The following is a 15445-nucleotide window of genomic DNA, read 5'->3' on the forward strand; positions in this document are numbered from 1 at the left end:
GTGCCCGAATCCGTTCAGGACGCCCCGTTGAACGCCCAGGTCACCGGTGAGCAGGCCGCCCGTGTGCTGTTCGTGCACGCTCATCCCGACGATGAGTCGATCACCACCGGTGGCACCATGGCCCGCTTGATCGCCGCGGGCGCCCAGGTCACGCTGCTGACCTGCACCCGCGGCGAGGGCGGCGAGGTGATCGGCGAGGACTCCCTTCACCTGGAGGGTCGCCGGGCCGCACTCGCGGCCCATCGCGAAGGTGAACTGGCCGCGGCGATGCGGGCACTGCGGGTCACCGACCACCGCTTCCTCGGCGCCGGCGAACCCGGGGGAGCAGGCCCCGGCCGGCCCGTGCGCAGGTTCGAGGATTCGGGCATGGTGTGGGGCGCCGACGGGCACGCCGCACCCGACCCCGCGATGGTCGGGGAAGCGCTGTGCGCGGCACCCGTAGCCCAGGTCGCTGCCTACATCGGTGCCGTTATCGCGCAGCTGCGCCCACACCTGGTCGTCACCTATGGGCCCGGCGGGGGCTATGGCCATCCCGATCACCGCCGGGCCCATGATGCCACCGTCGCCGCGGTCTCCGCCCTGCCGACGGACGCGGCCCCCGTCCTGCTGTACACCGAGGTCCCCGCCGAGCAGGCGGAAGCGGCTTTCGACCCGCGCCAGCCGGGCTTCGCCGAGACCGGTTTCGCCGCCGGTCCGGCTCCCACAATCGCGGCCGCGGACACCCCTCTTGTGGCCGAGGACGTGCAGGGGGTATTCGCGCAGAAGGCAGCCGCGATGGCCGCCCACGCCACCCAGATCACGGTGCGCGGAGAGTTCTTCGCCCTGTCCAACGGCATCGGCCAGAGAATCGGCGCCGTTGAGTACTTCACGGCCTCGGGCGTGGGCGCGGTACCCCGCGCGGTCGACCACGCCACGAGCGTGCTCGACGTCATCGGGCTCGATTCCGCTCCCGCCCTGTCCGGCATGTCGCCAGGTCAGGCCCGAGCGGCCGCTCGGGAGGCGAAAGCCGGACGCCCCGGGATCGCCGGCTATCTGTACACACTGCTGCTGGCGGTAATCGTCGCGGTCCTGGGTACCCTGCAACACCTTAACGCGACTGCAGTGGACCTGGCCGGTCAGGCGGTGATCCTGCCCTGGGGCGTCGTCCTGTCCCTGGCGATGGCCGGTGTGGCCATGTGGCATCTGGCCAACACCTACCGCTCCACCCTCGTCGTGCTGCTCTTCGCCATCGTGGTCTCCGGGGTGACATTCCTGTTCAGTCAGCAGTCACTGTGGCCCGGCCACGACCTGCTGGTCACCGGCACCCTGCGCAGCCTGGCCTGGTTGTTCGGTCCGATGATCATCGCCGTGGTGGAGGCCTTCACCCTCAAGTCCCTGAAACTGCCGGCGGCGCGGCGCTGAACCTGCGCGCCGGACGGGACCCCGGCTAGTTCGCCGAGGCCATCCTGGCGTACCAGTACCGGTGGTGCTCGGTGAACCCCAAGGAGGCGAAGAGGCCCAGCGAAGCCGCATTGCCGGCTGCGACCTCGGCCATCACCGAGCGGACTCCGCGCCGGGCCGCCAGGTGGGCGGCCGTGCGTACCAGTGACCGGGCGGCACCCCTGCGGCGCAGGCCGGGCGCCACCACCAGATTCGACACGACCGCCCACTTCATCGCGATCGCCAGGCGCGCGGTGCCCACCAGGGACTTCGACCCGTCCGGATGGGTCGCCACAGCGGACAGGATCGTGAAGTCCTGTGGTGATGTCACCAACTGCGCGAATTGCGCGCGGCGCTCATCCTCGGCCCCATATCCCCAGGCGGAGAAGTGGACCTGGTGCGGGGCATCGGCCAATACGATCTGCAGGCCCGCCGGCGTCGGCACGGCCTGGGCTGCGTCCACGCCGGCAGCGGCGGCGGTATCCGCTGTCAGCGTCAGCGTGGGTTCGCTGGGCGAGAAGCCCCTGGCCTTGAACAGGGGAGTCAGGGGAGCACAGGCCTCGTCGAGGGCATGCGTGCCGCGACCGGAGTAGATGTGAACGGACTCCGGCAGGCCCCTGTCCTGGTACCACTGCTGGACCAGGTCCAGTGCTTGGCCCGCCTCCAGACCCGAACCGGGCAGGGGCAGGGCCGAATTGCCGCGGGAGGATACCCCGCCGGCGGCGCGCAACAGCCAGCCGGTCTGGACGGTCGCGGCATCCGCGGCGCCCGCTTCGCCGGCGGCACCCGCTGCCTCAGCGCGCAGATTGTCGGCGTTGAGCCAGGCCACATCGTTCGGCAGCCAGACCGCGGCCGAGACCTTGCGCAGATCGGCCGCCGAAACGATCCGGTGCAGGGGGCCCGCAGCCTGCGGGGCCGGCGGAAGTTCGTGGATGAGCTCCACCTCCGCCCGGTGCACCGTCTGCGGGCCCGTCTTCGTGGCCAGTGAGATCGCCTCGTCGGTGACGGCGGCGACCTCTCCGAGCACATCCGTGGAACCGTCCGGTATGCGCCTGCGGACGACGATGCGCATACCGATCCGGGGTTCGAGCATGGAGACCTTCTTCGGTGTCGGGGGAGGGCCGGCGGCCGGTGGACGACCGGCTGCGCACTAGGCCCTACTTACTTATGTCCAAGCCTACCGGGGAGTACGCTGGTGGCGTTGTGTTATCCGCTCATCCGAGGAGACTCACGTGACTTATGTCATTGCACAGCCCTGTGTCGACATCAAGGACAAGGCGTGCATCGACGAATGCCCGGTCGACTGCATCTACGAGGGTGCACGGACCCTGTACATCCATCCGGACGAATGCGTCGACTGCGGCGCCTGCGAACCGGTCTGCCCCACCGAGGCCATCTATTACGAGGACGATGTGCCCGAGGAATGGGAGGACTACACCCGGGCGAACGCCGACTTCTTCGATGAGATCGGTTCGCCCGGCGGCGCCGCCAAACTCGGTAACATCGGTTCCGACGATCCGATGATCGCCGACCTCCCCCCGCAGAACCAGGACTGAAGGACTATGAATATGCACAGGACCTCCGCGGACTTCGGGCTGCACTTGGCCGAATACCCCTGGGACAAGCTGGGCCCCTACCGAGACCGTGCCGCGGCGCACCCGGACGGTGTATGCGATCTGTCGATCGGCACCCCGGTCGATGCGACACCGCGGGTGATCCAGGAGGCCCTGGCCGCCGGCGCTGACTCGCACGGCTACCCGACCACGGCCGGTACGCTTCAGCTGCGCGCGGCGATCGCCGGTTGGTACGCGCAGTGGCACGGGATCGAACTCGATCCCGCAACCCAGGTCCTGCCCACCGTCGGCTCGAAGGAACTCGTGGCCTGGCTGCCCACCCTGCTGGGCCTGCGCCAGTTGGGGTTGAAGGTCGCGGCACCGACAGCGGCCTACCCCAGCTATGAGATGGGCGCGGTGATCGCCGGGGTTGAATGCGTCCGCCTCGACGTCCGCGACATCGCCGCCGGCGCCTCCCTGGAGGGCATCGGACTGTTGTGGATCAACAGCCCGGGCAATCCCACCGGCGAGGTCCTGCCCGCCGAGCTGCTGGCCCGGGTGGTCCAGCGGGCCCGCCGGGCTGGGGTTGTCGTCGCCAGCGACGAATGCTATGGCCTGCTCAACTGGGAGTCCGAGGAACCGGCCCCCAGCGTGCTCTCGGCATTGAACGGCGACTACACCGGTGTGCTCAGCGTCTACTCCATGTCCAAGCAGTCGAACCTGGCAGGCTACCGCGCGGCCTTCGCGGCCGGCGATGCCGAGCTCATCGCGGAGCTGACGAATTCGCGCAAGCACGCGGGGATGATCGTGCCCGGCCCCATCCAGACCGCGATGGTCGCAGGCCTGCAGGACACCTCTCACGTGTTGGCCCAGAAGGAGGTCTACCGCGCCCGTCGGAACACCCTGTATCCGGCAGTCGAGGCCTTCGGCCTGCGAATCGATCATTCGAGCGCAGGCCTCTACCTGTGGGCCACTGCGGGCGAGGACTGCTGGATCACGATGGGCCGGTTGTCAGAACTGGGCATCATCGCCGGTCCCGGTGAGTTCTACGGGGCAGGCGGCTCCCAACACGTGCGGATCGCCCTGACGGCAACCGATGAGCGCATTCTGGCCGCGGCGACGCGGCTACGCGATGCCGCCAGGTCCTGAGCGGGCCAACCTGATCCGCCCGGCCGCGTCCGCAGGGCGAACCTCATACTCCCCACGATTCGAGGGTTGTCTAGAATCGGAGAAGTTTGAGTACAGATTTAGAGTTTGTGCTGAATAACGGTAGTCTTCCATGAGGCCCCAAGAGGGTTCCATGCAGTCAACGCAGAGGAGAGAATATGTCGGCGGATTCCGTATTGCGGGTGGGTGATTCCGAACTCGAGCTCGTCCAAGTCGATGCTGTCGAAGGAAACGATGGCTTGCGGATCGGCTCCCTGCTGAAGGAAACCGGCAAGGTAACCTATGACCCCGGATTCGCGAACACCGCTTCGCTGTCCTCGGCCATCACCTACATCGACGGCGATGAGGGCATTCTGCGCTACCGTGGATACCCCATCGAACAGCTGGCCGAGAAATCCTCGTTCGTCGAGGTGAGCTACCTGCTCATGTACGGCGAACTGCCCACCGCCGAACAGTTGGCGGCCTTCGACCAGAGGGTGCGCAAGCACACGATCGTCCACGAGGACCTGCGTCGCTTCTTCCAGGCGTTCCCCTATGACGCGCACCCGATGCCGATGCTGGCGTCCGCGGTCAACGCACTGTCGACCTTCTACCAGGATTCGCTCGATGTCTTCGACGAACAGGCCATCGACATCTCCAGCGTCCGTCTGTTGGCGAAGATGCCGACCCTGTCGGCTCTGGCGCATCGGCGCAGCCAGGGCCTGCCCGTGGTCTACCCCGACAACAATCTGAACCTGGTCGAGAACTTCCTGCGCGTGAACTTCGGCTTCCCGTCCGAGGACTACGAGGTCGACCCGGTGATCGCCAAGGCGATGGACCAGCTGCTCATCCTGCACGCCGACCACGAACAGAACTGCTCCACCTCCACCGTGCGTCTGGTCGGGTCCGCCCAGGCCAACCTGTTCCAGTCCGTGGCCGCCGGCATCAATGCCCTGTCGGGCCCGCTGCACGGCGGAGCCAACTCCGCGGTCCTCGAAATGCTCGAGGAGATCGCACAGAGCGACGATGGCGCAGAGAAGTACATGGAGCGGGTGAAGAAGAAGGAGAAGGGCGTACGTCTGATGGGCTTCGGCCACCGGGTGTACAAGCACTACGATCCGCGTGCCGCTATCGTGAAGAAGACCGCGCACGAGGTGCTGGAGAAGCTCGGCGGGAACGACGAGATGTTCGACCTGGCCATGAAGCTCGAGGAGATCGCGCTGGCCGACGACTACTTCGTCTCCCGCAGCCTGTATCCGAACGTGGACTTCTACACGGGCCTGATCTACAAGGCGATGGGCTTCCCGACGAACATGTTCACCGTGCTCTTCGCCCTGGGCCGCCTGCCCGGGTGGATCGCGCAGTGGCGTGAGGGCATCAACGACCCCGAGGGCAAGATCGGCCGTCCGCGCCAGATCTACACGGGCTCTGCAGCGCGCGACTACACCCCGATCGCGGAGCGCTGAGCTCCCGGACCCCGAGTTCTGGACGGTTCTCGCGGCGCTTGCCGCATGCTGAAGGCCCCCGGCCAATGACGATGGTTCGTCATCGGCCGGGGGCCTTCAGCGGTAACGGTCGGTTCAGTGCAGGTCCGGATTGAGGCTGATACCCGCGGTCCTGGGCAGCGCCTCGACGCCGCCGGTGATCGAATTGCGCCGCAGCAGCATATTGTCCGTCCCGGACAGCTCCACGGCCTTGACGACCTTGTCGCCGTCGGCGGGCAGCAGCACCCGGGTGCCGGCCGTGACGTAGAGCCCGGCCTCGACCACGCAATCGTCGCCCAGGGAGACCCCGACGCCGGCGTTCGCACCCAACAGGGTGTGCTCGCCCAGCGTGATGCGCTGGGTCCCTCCACCGGACAGGGTCCCCATGATGGAGGCGCCACCGCCCACATCGGTGCCGTCGCCGACCACGACGCCCTGGGAGATCCGGCCCTCGACCATCGCCGTGCCCAGCGTGCCGGCGTTGAAATTCACGAAGCCCTCGTGCATCACCACAGTGCCGGGCGACAGGTGGGCGCCCAGGCGGACCCGATCGGCGTCGCCGATGCGGACCCCGTCGGGGATGACGAAGTCGGTCATCCGCGGGAACTTGTCGACCCCGTACACGTTGACCTGCCCGTGTACCGACAGGCGGGCGCGGGTCGCCTCGAAGTCCTCCGGGGCACAGGCGCCGTGGTTCGTCCACACCACGTTCTCCAGACGGCCGAACAGTCCGTCGAGGTTGAGTTCATTGGGACGGACCAGACGGTGGGACAGTGCGTGCAGGCGCAGATAGGCGTCAGCGGCATCGGCAGGTGCCGCGTCCAAGTCCACCGTCACCGTGACGACCGACTTCTCGACGGCACGGTCGGAGTCGGTGCCGGTCAGCGGCACGAAGTCGAGTTCGGACACCGCCTGCTCGGCCAGGGTCAGGGCGACCTCGGCGTCCTCGGCGAAACGGGGTGCGGGATACCAGACGGAGAGCGTGCGGCCGGAGTGCACGGTGGCAAGGCCGACGCCGGATACGAAACGTGAAGTCATAGGACAAGCCTAGCGGTTTCCGGGTCCACGGCGAGCACCCTGGCTAGGATGGACGATATGACTGCTTTGACGCCGAACAACCCCGATACCCTGGCCCTGGCAGGGCTCCTGGACGACCCGACCGCACTGACCCAGGCACTGTGCGACATCCCCTCCGTCTCCGGCGACGAGGGCCGGATCACCGATGCGGTGGCCGGACTGCTTGAGCTGATTTCGGCCCAGGGCACGCCCCTGGAGATCCGCCGCGACGGCGACACCCTGGTTGCTGCGACCCGGACGGGTGCGGCCGAACGGATCATCGTGGCGGGCCACCTGGACACGGTGCCGATCGAGGACAATGTGCCAGCGGAGATGCGCGAGCTCGACGGACAACGTGTGGTGTGGGGCAGAGGGGCCTGCGATATGAAATCCGGGGTGGCGATGCAGCTGTCCGCGGCCGCGGCCCTACGGGATCCGGTGCGGGACGTGACCTGGGTGTTCTACGACCATGAAGAGGTCGCAGCGTCCCTCAACGGGCTGGGCCGGGTGGCGCGCAACCACCCCGACTGGTTGGCCGGTGACTTCGCCATCCTGGGCGAGCCCAGCAATGCCGGGATCGAGGGTGGGTGCAATGGCACCATCCGGGTGGAGGTGACGACCAGGGGCGTGCGCGCACATTCGGCCCGTGCCTTCAAGGGCGTCAATGCGATTCACCTGGCCGCCCCGATCCTCGACCGCCTGGCCGGGCACACCGCACAGACCGTGCGCGTGGATGGCCTTGACTACCGCGAGTCCCTGTCTGCCGTGGGGATATCCGGTGGCGTGGCCGGCAATGTGGTTCCCGACCTGTGCACGGTCACCGTGAACTACCGCTTCGCCCCCGATAAGTCGCCGGAAGAGGCAGAGGCCTGGCTGCGGGAGTTCTTCGCCGGCTATGAGCTGCGCGTGACAGACGTTTCAGCCGGCGCGCGGCCGGGCCTGGACCAGCCGGCGGCCCAGGCGTTCATCGCCGCATTGGACGGCCTGCCGGGGATCGGTTCGACGCCGGCGGCCAAGCTGGGGTGGACGGACGTGGCCCGGTTCTCCGAACTCGGCATCCCCGCAGTCAACTTCGGGCCCGGCGACGCCCTGTTCGCCCACAAAGCCGATGAGCACGCCCCGGCGGGACAGATCACCGCGGCCGCCTCGGCCCTGCTGAGCTTCCTCGAGCCCGCGGCCGTGGCGCCGTGGGCATGAGTGCGCCGGACGCGGGGACTGCGGGCCGGCACCGGGTAACCGGGTCCGCGGCTCGCCTGGACCTGCCCGGCTGTCAGGCGGGGCCGGGGAATCCGGCGATCATGGCTGTCGTCAACCGGTCCACCGACTCCTTCTACGTGTCATCGGCATCCACCGCCGCGGCGGTCGCCGCGGCCCGTGCCGCCTGGGAGGCCGGCGCTACGATCGTCGACATCGGGGGAGTGCGCGCCGGACGCGGCCCCGCGGTCAGCGCCTCCCAGGAGATCGACTTGGTGGCGCCCATCGTGGCGGCGGTCGGCGCAGAACTGCCCGAACTCGTCATCAGCGTCGACACCTGGCGCGCCGAGGTCGGTGCCGCGGTGATCGACGCCGGCGCCCTGATCATCAACGACACCTGGGCGGGCTACGATCCCGAGCTGACCCGAGTGGCCGCAGCCGGCGGCTGTGCCCTGGTCTGCTCGCACACGGGCGGCCTCGATCCGCGCACCGATGCCCACCGCAACCGGTACGGCCTGGCGAGTCCGGACTTCGCACGGGCCCTGGACACCGGCCTGGCAGCGCTGGTGGAGCGGGCCCGGGCGGCCGGCATGCCCGATGAGCGCATCATCGTCGACCCCACCCCGGACTTCGGGAAGAACACATACCAGTCCCTGCAGGTGATGCGCGAACTGCCGCGCCTGAGCGCGGGTGCCCATGCCGTCCTCCTGGCGATCTCCCGGAAGGACTTCGTCGGCGAATCCGTGGGCGTGGACACCCCCGCCCAACGGTTGCCGGCGACACTGGCGGCCACCGCCCTGGCCATCGAAGCGGGCGTGGGGCTGATCCGCACCCACGATGTGGCCGCAACACGGCAGGTCATCGACATGGTTCTGGCGATCACCGGGGACCGGCCACCGCGCCGGGCGCTGCGCGGGCTGGTGTGAGCCGGCGGATGTGAAAGAATGAGCGCATGTCCATTTGGCTAGTCATCGGAGTCGCAGCGGCACTCTTCGTCCTGGTCGTGGCCCTGGCGGGGTCGCTGGGCGTGTTCAATCAGCCCATGTCCCAGGAGACCACCTCGGTACCGGTGGCCGCGCTGCCGGAGGGCTTCGCACCCGAGGAACTGTCGACCCTGCGCTTCACCCCGGCGCTGCGTGGCTACCGGCCCGACGAGGTCGATGCGGTCCTCGACGCGTGCCGGCTGCGGATCGCGGAGCTCGAGGCCCAGCTGGAGACCGGTGCACAGCCGGCGCCTGCGCAGCTCGCCCCAGTCCCCAAGGAGCCGTCCGATTCCTGAGAGGGTTCCCCTGCGGTGGGAGGCGGCCGCAGCCCGGAAGCGCAGCCGTGAGCGGGGGCAACGGACTCGTTATGCGGCCGATGAGGGTGTGGGGCTCCTCCCGCGGACGCTCAGCCGGTCCGGTCTGGACCGGCTGGGGACATGGCTTCTGGCACTGCCCGTTTGGCTCCAGGCGCTGGCCGTCTACGCTGCGTCGCGGGTGGTATCGCTGTTCATCATGGCCGCCGCGGCACGGCGCCAGGGACCGTCCTGGTGGACCGAGGGCGAGAGCGCCCCACTGCGCGTCTTTCTGAACTTCTGGGATGCCGGCTGGTATGAGAGGATCGCCACCGAGGGCTATCCGAGCGTCCTGCCGCTGCGCGATGACGGTTCCGTGGGGCAGAGCTCCTGGGCCTTCTATCCTCTGCATCCCTGGCTGGCCGGATGGACCGCTCAGGTCACCGGCCTTGACTACCAACTGGTGTCACCGCTGCTGTCCACTCTGTACGCCGCCGGGGCGGCCGTGTTGGTGCTCCATCTGTTCCGGCTGCACGCGAGCGCCGAGCAGGCCCTGACCGGGCTGGCCGTCACCTTCTTCTTTCCCGCAGCAGTCGTATTCAACACCGGCTATGCCGAGGCGCTGACGTTCCTGCTACTGGCCGCGGCCCTCCTGCTGGTCGCCCGGCGGCACTACCTGTGGGCGATCCCGGTGGTGTTCCTCATGGACCTGTCCCGGCCGATCGGTGTGGCGTTCTCCTTCTTCATGCTGGTCCACCTGGTATCGCGCAGCATCCGGCGCCGCGACGAGGCATATCCGGTTCCCCAGATCGTGTGCTCGTGGGCACTGGGCGTGCTCTCCTGCTGTGCGGCACTGGTCCATCCTGTGGCGGCCTGGATCGTCACCGGGCAACCGCGGGCCTACTTCGATACCGAATCCGCGTGGACCGGGCATTCACAGGTCTTCGTCCAATGGGTGAGGATGTCGGAGGATCTGGCCGGATCCTGGGGGCCGGTCCTCCTGGCCGTGCTTCTCGTAGGCCTGGCCGGAATGATCTTCGGCCCGGCAGGTCGGTTGATGGGCCTCACCGGCCAGCTGTTCGTCTCCTGTTATGTGGTCTACCTATTGCTGTTCTTCACTCCGCAGACCTCGACACTGCGGCTGATGCTGCCGATGTTCCCCCTGTCGCTGGTCCTGGCGAAGTCCCGGTCCTGGACCAATCGAATCGTGGTCCTCGTCCTGGCGACGGTGTTGCAGATCGTCTTCGTGCAGTATCTCTGGGCCTTCAGCCCCGGTTCTATCCAGCCGCCGTGATCCCGGGGTCGGGGGAGTGCCCGGGTGGGAAATCAGGCGGTCGCATCGGTGTGTGGGTAGCAGTTACCCTGCCGATAGTGGATAATAAGAGGGGTACGCGTTCACGGTACTCATATCAATTGAAAGGGAAAGTGCTCTTATGGCAGCTCAGAAGCCCCGTACGGGTGACGGCCCGCTCGAAGTCACCAAAGAAGGTCGCGGGCTGGTTCTCCGCCTGCCGGTGGAAGGCGGGGGCCGCCTGGTCATCGAGATCACCCCTGAGGAGGCGCAGTCGCTGCATTCGGTACTCGCCGAGGTGATCTGAGAACCTGTTGACGAAGGTCGGGGCGGTACGGGGACAACCCGTACCGCCCCTGACTTTTCCCGAGGAACTCCTCACCCCTGCTGCGGATGCCGTTGCAGAACGAGTAGGCCCGCATCGACGGGCAGAATGAGCCTCTCCAGATCGGCGCGGGTGGAAACGAGCGCCAGCACTGTGCGCATCACGGCTGCCCGCGGACTGCGGTCACGTGGGTCGGCGACGGCCCCCGACAGCAGGGCGTCGTTGATGATCAACAGCCCGCCCGGGGCCAGCCGATCCACCGCCACCGGGATCAACTTGTCGTAGCACAGCGGATCGGCATCGATGAACACGCACTCGTAGGCTGTCCGTGCCAGCCGGGCGAGGACGTCCTCCCCACGACCGGTGATCAGCCGCAGGCGGTGCGCCCGGATACCCGCCAGGTCGGCCAGTTCCCGGGTCACCGCCTGGCGGGGAGCGCTGACATCGATACTGGTCAGTATTCCGCCGGCGGGCATGGCGCGCAGAAGACTCAACGCGGACACCCCCGTGCCGGTGCCGACTTCGATTGCGGCGGCCGGCGCGGCCAGGCGCGTCAGGAACTCCAGAATCTTCGAACTCGTCGGTGACAGCGGCTCACACCCATAATCGTCTGCGACTTGGCGAGCGGCTTCGACCACCGGGTCGGCGGCGTTGAAACGGTCGGCGTAACGAGCTTGGCCCGCCCAGTCTCTTGACACGCGCACTCCTTCAACTGCCACATGCGGACCCACCGCGGGTCCGACACTCAAGTGTAATGCCGTCGATCACCTTGCGGGCAGATCGGCGAGAGCAGTCACACAGGCCGCGGCCCATGTCGCCTCGTCGACCCGGTGCTCCGGTAGGCGGGCTCTGGTCCCCACATGGGCGACCTCTTCATCCTCCCAGTGGGGCCGGGCCCTGACCGCCAGGGCCGCGGGCAGCTCCCCACGGGCATTGACGATGCGCCACCAGCTCACGTTCGCCCCGTAGACGGACATGATCCGGCCGACCAGCCGCGGCGAGGTCCCGGCCAGTCTGGCCACCATCCCGTAGGTGGCCAGGCGGCCCGCTGGCACGCACTCACAACAGCGCAGCACTCTTTCCACCACAAGATCATCCATGACCGTCCAAGTCTTGCACACGCACGGACTAGAATGGAGCCATGATTGGCATCAACGGCACCGAGTTCGTCATCATCGTCGTCGTTGCCCTCATCGTGATCGGCCCCAAACGGATCCCGGAGTACGCTCAGCAGCTGCGCGACCTGGTCCGGGGGCTGAAATCCCAGGCGCAGGGCCTCCGCGATGACCTGCGCAAGGACATGGGCGATGAGTTCGACGAGGTGGACTGGGCGAAGCTCGACCCCCGGCAGTACGATCCCCGGCGCATCGTCAAGGAAGCCCTGGCCGAGGACGATGCGCCCAGTGCGGCGGCCGCCCGGGCCTCGGAGTCCGCTCAACAGCAGGCCACCCTGGTCGAGGAGTCGCCGATCCAGCGCTATGCGAAACAGGCCAGGCTGCGCGACACCAGCCAGGCGGCACCCTTCGACCCGGACGCCACCTAGGCGCCGGCTCAGCCCAGATTCAGCGGCAGCGACCTGCCCGCCAGTCCGCGGGCGCGGTGGCTCAGGCCGCGGGCGATGCGGGAGATCTCCAGTGCCGCCGGCGTCTGCCGGGCGGCGGCATCGAGCACAGCGGGAAGGCCCGCATCTGCGGCCTCGCGCAGCTTCGGCTCCAGCGGGACGCTGCCCAGCAGGGGCACGTCCTGGTCGGTGATCCGGGCCAGTCCGGCGACGACCTGCGCACCGCCACCGGTTCCGAAGACCTCCATCCGGGTGCCGTCCGGCAGCTGTAGATACGACATGTTCTCCACCACTCCGGCAACGCGCTGCTTGGTCTGCCTGGCGATCGCGCCGGCGCGTTCGGCGACGGTCGCCGCGGCCTGCTGCGGGGTCGTGACGACGATCAGTTCCGCATTCGGCAGTAGCTGCGCCACACTGATCGCAACGTCCCCGGTGCCCGGGGGCAGGTCCAGCAGGAGAACGTCGAGGTCGCCCCAGAACACATCGGTGAGGAACTGTTCGAGTGCACGGTGGAGCATCGGACCGCGCCATACGACAGCCTGACCGGGGTCGACGAACATGCCGATGCTCATGACCTTCACTCCGTGGGCGACCTGCGGCAGGATCATATCGTCGAGCTTGGTGGGCTTTCCGCGCAGTCCGAACATCCCGGGAATCGAGAACCCGTGGATGTCGGCGTCGACCACGCCCACCCGCAATCCGTCGGCAGCCATGGCAGCGGCCAGGTTCGCAGTCAGGGATGACTTGCCGACCCCGCCCTTGCCCGAGGCGATCGCGTAGACGCGGGTCAGGGAGTCCGGCTGGGTGAAGGGAACGAGGCGTTTACCACCGGGGGCGCGCAGTTTCTCGCGCAGCCCCTTGCGCTGTTCGGCGCTCATCACCCCCAGCTTCAGGTCCACCTCGGCCAGGCCGGGCAGCTCTGCCAATTCGGTGTGGACGTCCCGGCTGATCGTGTCCTTCAGCGGGCACCCGGGGACGGTGAGCAGGACCTCGACGTGCGCGGTACCCGCCTCGTCGACCTCGGCGGAGGCGACCATGCCCAGGCTGACGATGTCACGACGCAGCTCGGGGTCGATGACGCGGGACAGGGCCGCGTGCAGATCCTCTGTGCTGGGCGCCTCGCTGTGGGGAACAGGTCCCCGGGCCGGTTCAGGAGTCACCGTGGTCCTCCAGTTCGGCCGCTGCGGCGGCCGCATCTACGTCGGCGATGACCCGGTCCGGGTCACCGCCGGAAGCCGTCAGGGCATCGGCCAGTCCGGTGCGCTGATCGACCAGACGGGTGATGCGCTCCTCGTATTCGCGCGTCAGGGTGGTCACGGTCTCCTGGTGGGTCGTCTCGATCTCCTCGAGCAGATCGCGCAGCTCGGAGCGGATGAAATCACGGCCGGCCATGTCCCGCATGGCGATGCGCAGGGACGACACCTCGCGCATCAGGTACTCGGTATCGGCCAGGTGGCGCTCGTCGCGGCGCCGGTCGTTTTCGAATTCGATCCGGTCCCGGTCGGCCGAGCGGTTGTCGGCCAGCAGCAGCAGCGGGGCCGCATAGGACGCCTGGAGGGACAGGATGAGGGTCAGCAGAGTGAAGTTCATGGCCCGCGGATCGAACTGCCATTCCTCGGGCGCCAGCGAATTCCAGCCCAGCCACACCGCGCAGATCACCGTCATCCAGAACAGGAAGGCGGGTGTGCCCATGAAACGGGCGATCGCCTCGGCGATGCGGCCGAACATATCGGGGTTGACCGACAGTCGGGGCAGCCCCCGGCCCTTGGAACGCGGGGTGTCCAGGGAGTTGGGCTGCGCGGCCTTCCGCTCATCCTCGGCCATGTGGCACCTCCTGTCGCGTCACCGGGTCCTCCGGATCGTCGTGATCGTCGTGGCGGTGGGCCCGCCAGTCCTCCGGCAGCAGTTCGTCGAGCACATCGTCGACGGTGATGACCCCGACCAAATGGTCCGTGTCGTCGACCACCGGGATCGAAACCAGGTCGTAAGCGGCCAGGGTGTGGCTGACCTCCGCGATCGAGGCCTCGGTCCGCAGGGGGTCGATCTCATCGTCGATGATCTCTCCGATCGCCTCCTGTGGTGGCACCCGCAGCAGCTTCTGGATGTGCACCATGCCCAGGTACTTGCCCGTGGGCGGTTCCAGGGGCTGCCTGCACACGAACACGGCGCCGGCCAGGGCCGCAGGCAGTTCCTCACGGCGGACGTGGGCCAGAGCCTCGGCCACCGTGGTCTCGGGGGCCAGGATCACCGGCTCGGTGGTCATCAGGCCGCCGGCGGTGTCCTCGTCGTAGGACAGCAGGGTGCGCACGTCCTTGGCGTCCTCCGGCTCCATCGCCGAGAGCAGCTCCTCGGCGCGCTCATCGGAGAGCTCACCCAGCAGGTCTGCGGCGTCGTCGGGATCCATCGCCTCGAGCACGTCGGCAGCGCGCTCCATGTCCAGAGCGCCCACGATCTCGATACTGGTGGTCTCCGGGAGTTCCTCGAGCACGTCTGCAAGGCGTTCGTCGCCCAGTTCCCTGGCGATCTCCAGCCTGCGCTTGACTGGCATCTCCGTGAGGATATCGGCCAGGTCGGCCGGCTTCGCGTCCTCATAGGCCTGGATGAACTGCGTGGCCTCCTGTTTCAAGTCCTCCTTGGGGTGGTCGACATCGGACCAGTCGACCTGCAGGGTCTCGCCGCGGTGCCGGAAGCCGAAGGTCCGTTTGACCGACGGGCGCCGCACGAACAGGCGCGAGACCTCCCATTCGCGATTGCGCTGCAATTCGATCGCGACGTCCTCGACCTGCACCCAGGTGCCGTCCTCGCGCAGTTTGAGCCTGCGGTCGAGCAGATCGCCGAGCACCAGGGTCTCCGAATTGCGCTGCTGGAACCTGCGCATGTTGACCAGACCGGTGATCTGCACGCCGCCGGGGTCGATATTGGTCACCCGTCCGATCGGCACGAAGACCCGCCTGCGCCCCGGGACCTCGACGACGATGCCGATGGCCTTGGGCGGCTGTCTGATGGAGGCGCGGAAGACCACCACGACATCGCGCACCCGGCCCACCTGGTCGCCTACGGGGTCGAATACGCCGGTGCCCGCCAGGCGGGCTACGAAGACTCGATTTCCGGTTCCACTCACGTCCCTAGCCTACCGAACG

17 protein-coding genes are annotated in these 15445 nt (G+C 67.9%); 10 read left to right on the forward strand and 7 right to left on the reverse strand.

Annotated features, from left to right (window positions below; translation table 11 throughout):
• On the forward strand, positions 1-1401 hold the full coding sequence (locus tag NQ036_RS09195) for a PIG-L family deacetylase (RefSeq protein WP_257058443.1): 1401 nt from the start codon (positions 1-3) through the stop codon (positions 1399-1401).
• A 25-nt stretch (positions 1402-1426) separates the two neighbouring features.
• On the opposite strand, the gene NQ036_RS09200 is transcribed toward NQ036_RS09195, so the two are convergent.
• Entirely contained in the window at positions 1427-2512 is a 1086-nt protein-coding gene (locus NQ036_RS09200; RefSeq protein WP_257058445.1) for a GNAT family N-acetyltransferase, read from the reverse strand.
• 139 nt (positions 2513-2651) lie between these two features.
• Here NQ036_RS09200 and fdxA point away from each other — a divergent pair, with 139 nt between their 5' ends.
• The 3 genes from fdxA (at position 2652) to NQ036_RS09215 (ending at position 5584) form a co-directional block, all read left to right on the forward strand.
• The gene (gene fdxA, locus NQ036_RS09205; RefSeq protein WP_257047181.1) at positions 2652-2975 is read left to right on the forward strand and encodes a ferredoxin; all 324 of its coding nucleotides are present in this window, start codon (positions 2652-2654) and stop codon (positions 2973-2975) included.
• 12 nt (positions 2976-2987) lie between these two features.
• Positions 2988-4121 (forward strand): succinyldiaminopimelate transaminase, encoded by a 1134-nt coding sequence (dapC, locus tag NQ036_RS09210; protein ID WP_257058446.1) that lies wholly within the window; start codon positions 2988-2990, stop codon positions 4119-4121.
• Positions 4122-4297: 176 nt separating this feature from the next.
• Positions 4298-5584, forward strand: coding sequence for a citrate synthase (locus NQ036_RS09215; protein WP_257047183.1), 1287 nt, complete (start codon positions 4298-4300; stop codon positions 5582-5584).
• Between the two features lie 114 nt (positions 5585-5698).
• Here the strand turns inward: NQ036_RS09215 and dapD are convergent, their stop codons facing one another.
• The gene (dapD, locus tag NQ036_RS09220) at positions 5699-6640 is read right to left on the reverse strand and encodes a 2,3,4,5-tetrahydropyridine-2,6-dicarboxylate N-succinyltransferase (RefSeq protein WP_257058448.1); all 942 of its coding nucleotides are present in this window, start codon (positions 6638-6640) and stop codon (positions 5699-5701) included.
• Between the two features lie 57 nt (positions 6641-6697).
• Here dapD and dapE point away from each other — a divergent pair, with 57 nt between their 5' ends.
• The 5 genes from dapE (at position 6698) to NQ036_RS09245 (ending at position 10726) form a co-directional block, all read left to right on the forward strand.
• Positions 6698-7855 carry a succinyl-diaminopimelate desuccinylase gene (dapE, locus tag NQ036_RS09225; RefSeq protein ID WP_257058451.1) on the forward strand — a complete coding sequence of 386 codons (1158 nt, stop codon included), beginning with the start codon at positions 6698-6700 and terminating at the stop codon, positions 7853-7855.
• On the forward strand, positions 7852-8778 hold the full coding sequence (gene folP, locus NQ036_RS09230; protein ID WP_257058453.1) for a dihydropteroate synthase: 927 nt from the start codon (positions 7852-7854) through the stop codon (positions 8776-8778). The genes dapE and folP overlap by 4 nt, the downstream gene beginning before the upstream one ends.
• A 26-nt stretch (positions 8779-8804) precedes the next feature.
• Positions 8805-9131: a DivIVA domain-containing protein gene (locus NQ036_RS09235; RefSeq protein ID WP_257058455.1), complete on the forward strand. Its 327-nt coding sequence runs from the start codon at positions 8805-8807 to the stop codon at positions 9129-9131.
• An 88-nt stretch (positions 9132-9219) separates the two neighbouring features.
• Positions 9220-10422, forward strand: a complete 1203-nt coding sequence (locus NQ036_RS09240; RefSeq protein ID WP_257058458.1) for a hypothetical protein — start codon at positions 9220-9222, stop codon at positions 10420-10422.
• A 139-nt stretch (positions 10423-10561) separates the two neighbouring features.
• Positions 10562-10726: a DUF3117 domain-containing protein gene (locus NQ036_RS09245; RefSeq protein ID WP_257047189.1), complete on the forward strand. Its 165-nt coding sequence runs from the start codon at positions 10562-10564 to the stop codon at positions 10724-10726.
• Between the two features lie 71 nt (positions 10727-10797).
• Here the strand turns inward: NQ036_RS09245 and NQ036_RS09250 are convergent, their stop codons facing one another.
• Positions 10798-11442 (reverse strand): class I SAM-dependent methyltransferase, encoded by a 645-nt coding sequence (locus NQ036_RS09250; protein WP_257058460.1) that lies wholly within the window; start codon positions 11440-11442, stop codon positions 10798-10800.
• 66 nt (positions 11443-11508) lie between these two features.
• Positions 11509-11844: an MGMT family protein gene (locus tag NQ036_RS09255; protein ID WP_257047191.1), complete on the reverse strand. Its 336-nt coding sequence runs from the start codon at positions 11842-11844 to the stop codon at positions 11509-11511.
• A 41-nt stretch (positions 11845-11885) separates the two neighbouring features.
• Between NQ036_RS09255 and NQ036_RS09260 the strand changes: the two genes are divergently transcribed.
• On the forward strand, positions 11886-12287 hold the full coding sequence (locus NQ036_RS09260) for a twin-arginine translocase TatA/TatE family subunit (protein WP_257047192.1): 402 nt from the start codon (positions 11886-11888) through the stop codon (positions 12285-12287).
• An 8-nt stretch (positions 12288-12295) separates the two neighbouring features.
• On the opposite strand, the gene NQ036_RS09265 is transcribed toward NQ036_RS09260, so the two are convergent.
• From NQ036_RS09265 to NQ036_RS09275, 3 genes are read right to left on the reverse strand one after another with little or no spacing between them, the layout of a single operon-like run.
• Entirely contained in the window at positions 12296-13465 is a 1170-nt protein-coding gene (locus NQ036_RS09265) for an Mrp/NBP35 family ATP-binding protein (RefSeq protein ID WP_257047193.1), read from the reverse strand.
• Positions 13455-14129 carry a DUF1003 domain-containing protein gene (locus tag NQ036_RS09270; protein ID WP_257047194.1) on the reverse strand — a complete coding sequence of 225 codons (675 nt, stop codon included), beginning with the start codon at positions 14127-14129 and terminating at the stop codon, positions 13455-13457. Before NQ036_RS09270 ends, NQ036_RS09265 begins: the two co-directional genes overlap by 11 nt.
• Positions 14116-15426, reverse strand: coding sequence for a magnesium transporter MgtE N-terminal domain-containing protein (locus NQ036_RS09275; RefSeq protein ID WP_257047195.1), 1311 nt, complete (start codon positions 15424-15426; stop codon positions 14116-14118). Before NQ036_RS09275 ends, NQ036_RS09270 begins: the two co-directional genes overlap by 14 nt.
• Between the last annotated feature and the right edge of the window lie 19 nt (positions 15427-15445).

Source organism: Brevibacterium sp. 91QC2O2 (genome assembly GCF_024580695.1).
Classification (GTDB): Bacteria; Actinomycetota; Actinomycetes; order Actinomycetales; family Brevibacteriaceae; genus Brevibacterium; species Brevibacterium moorei.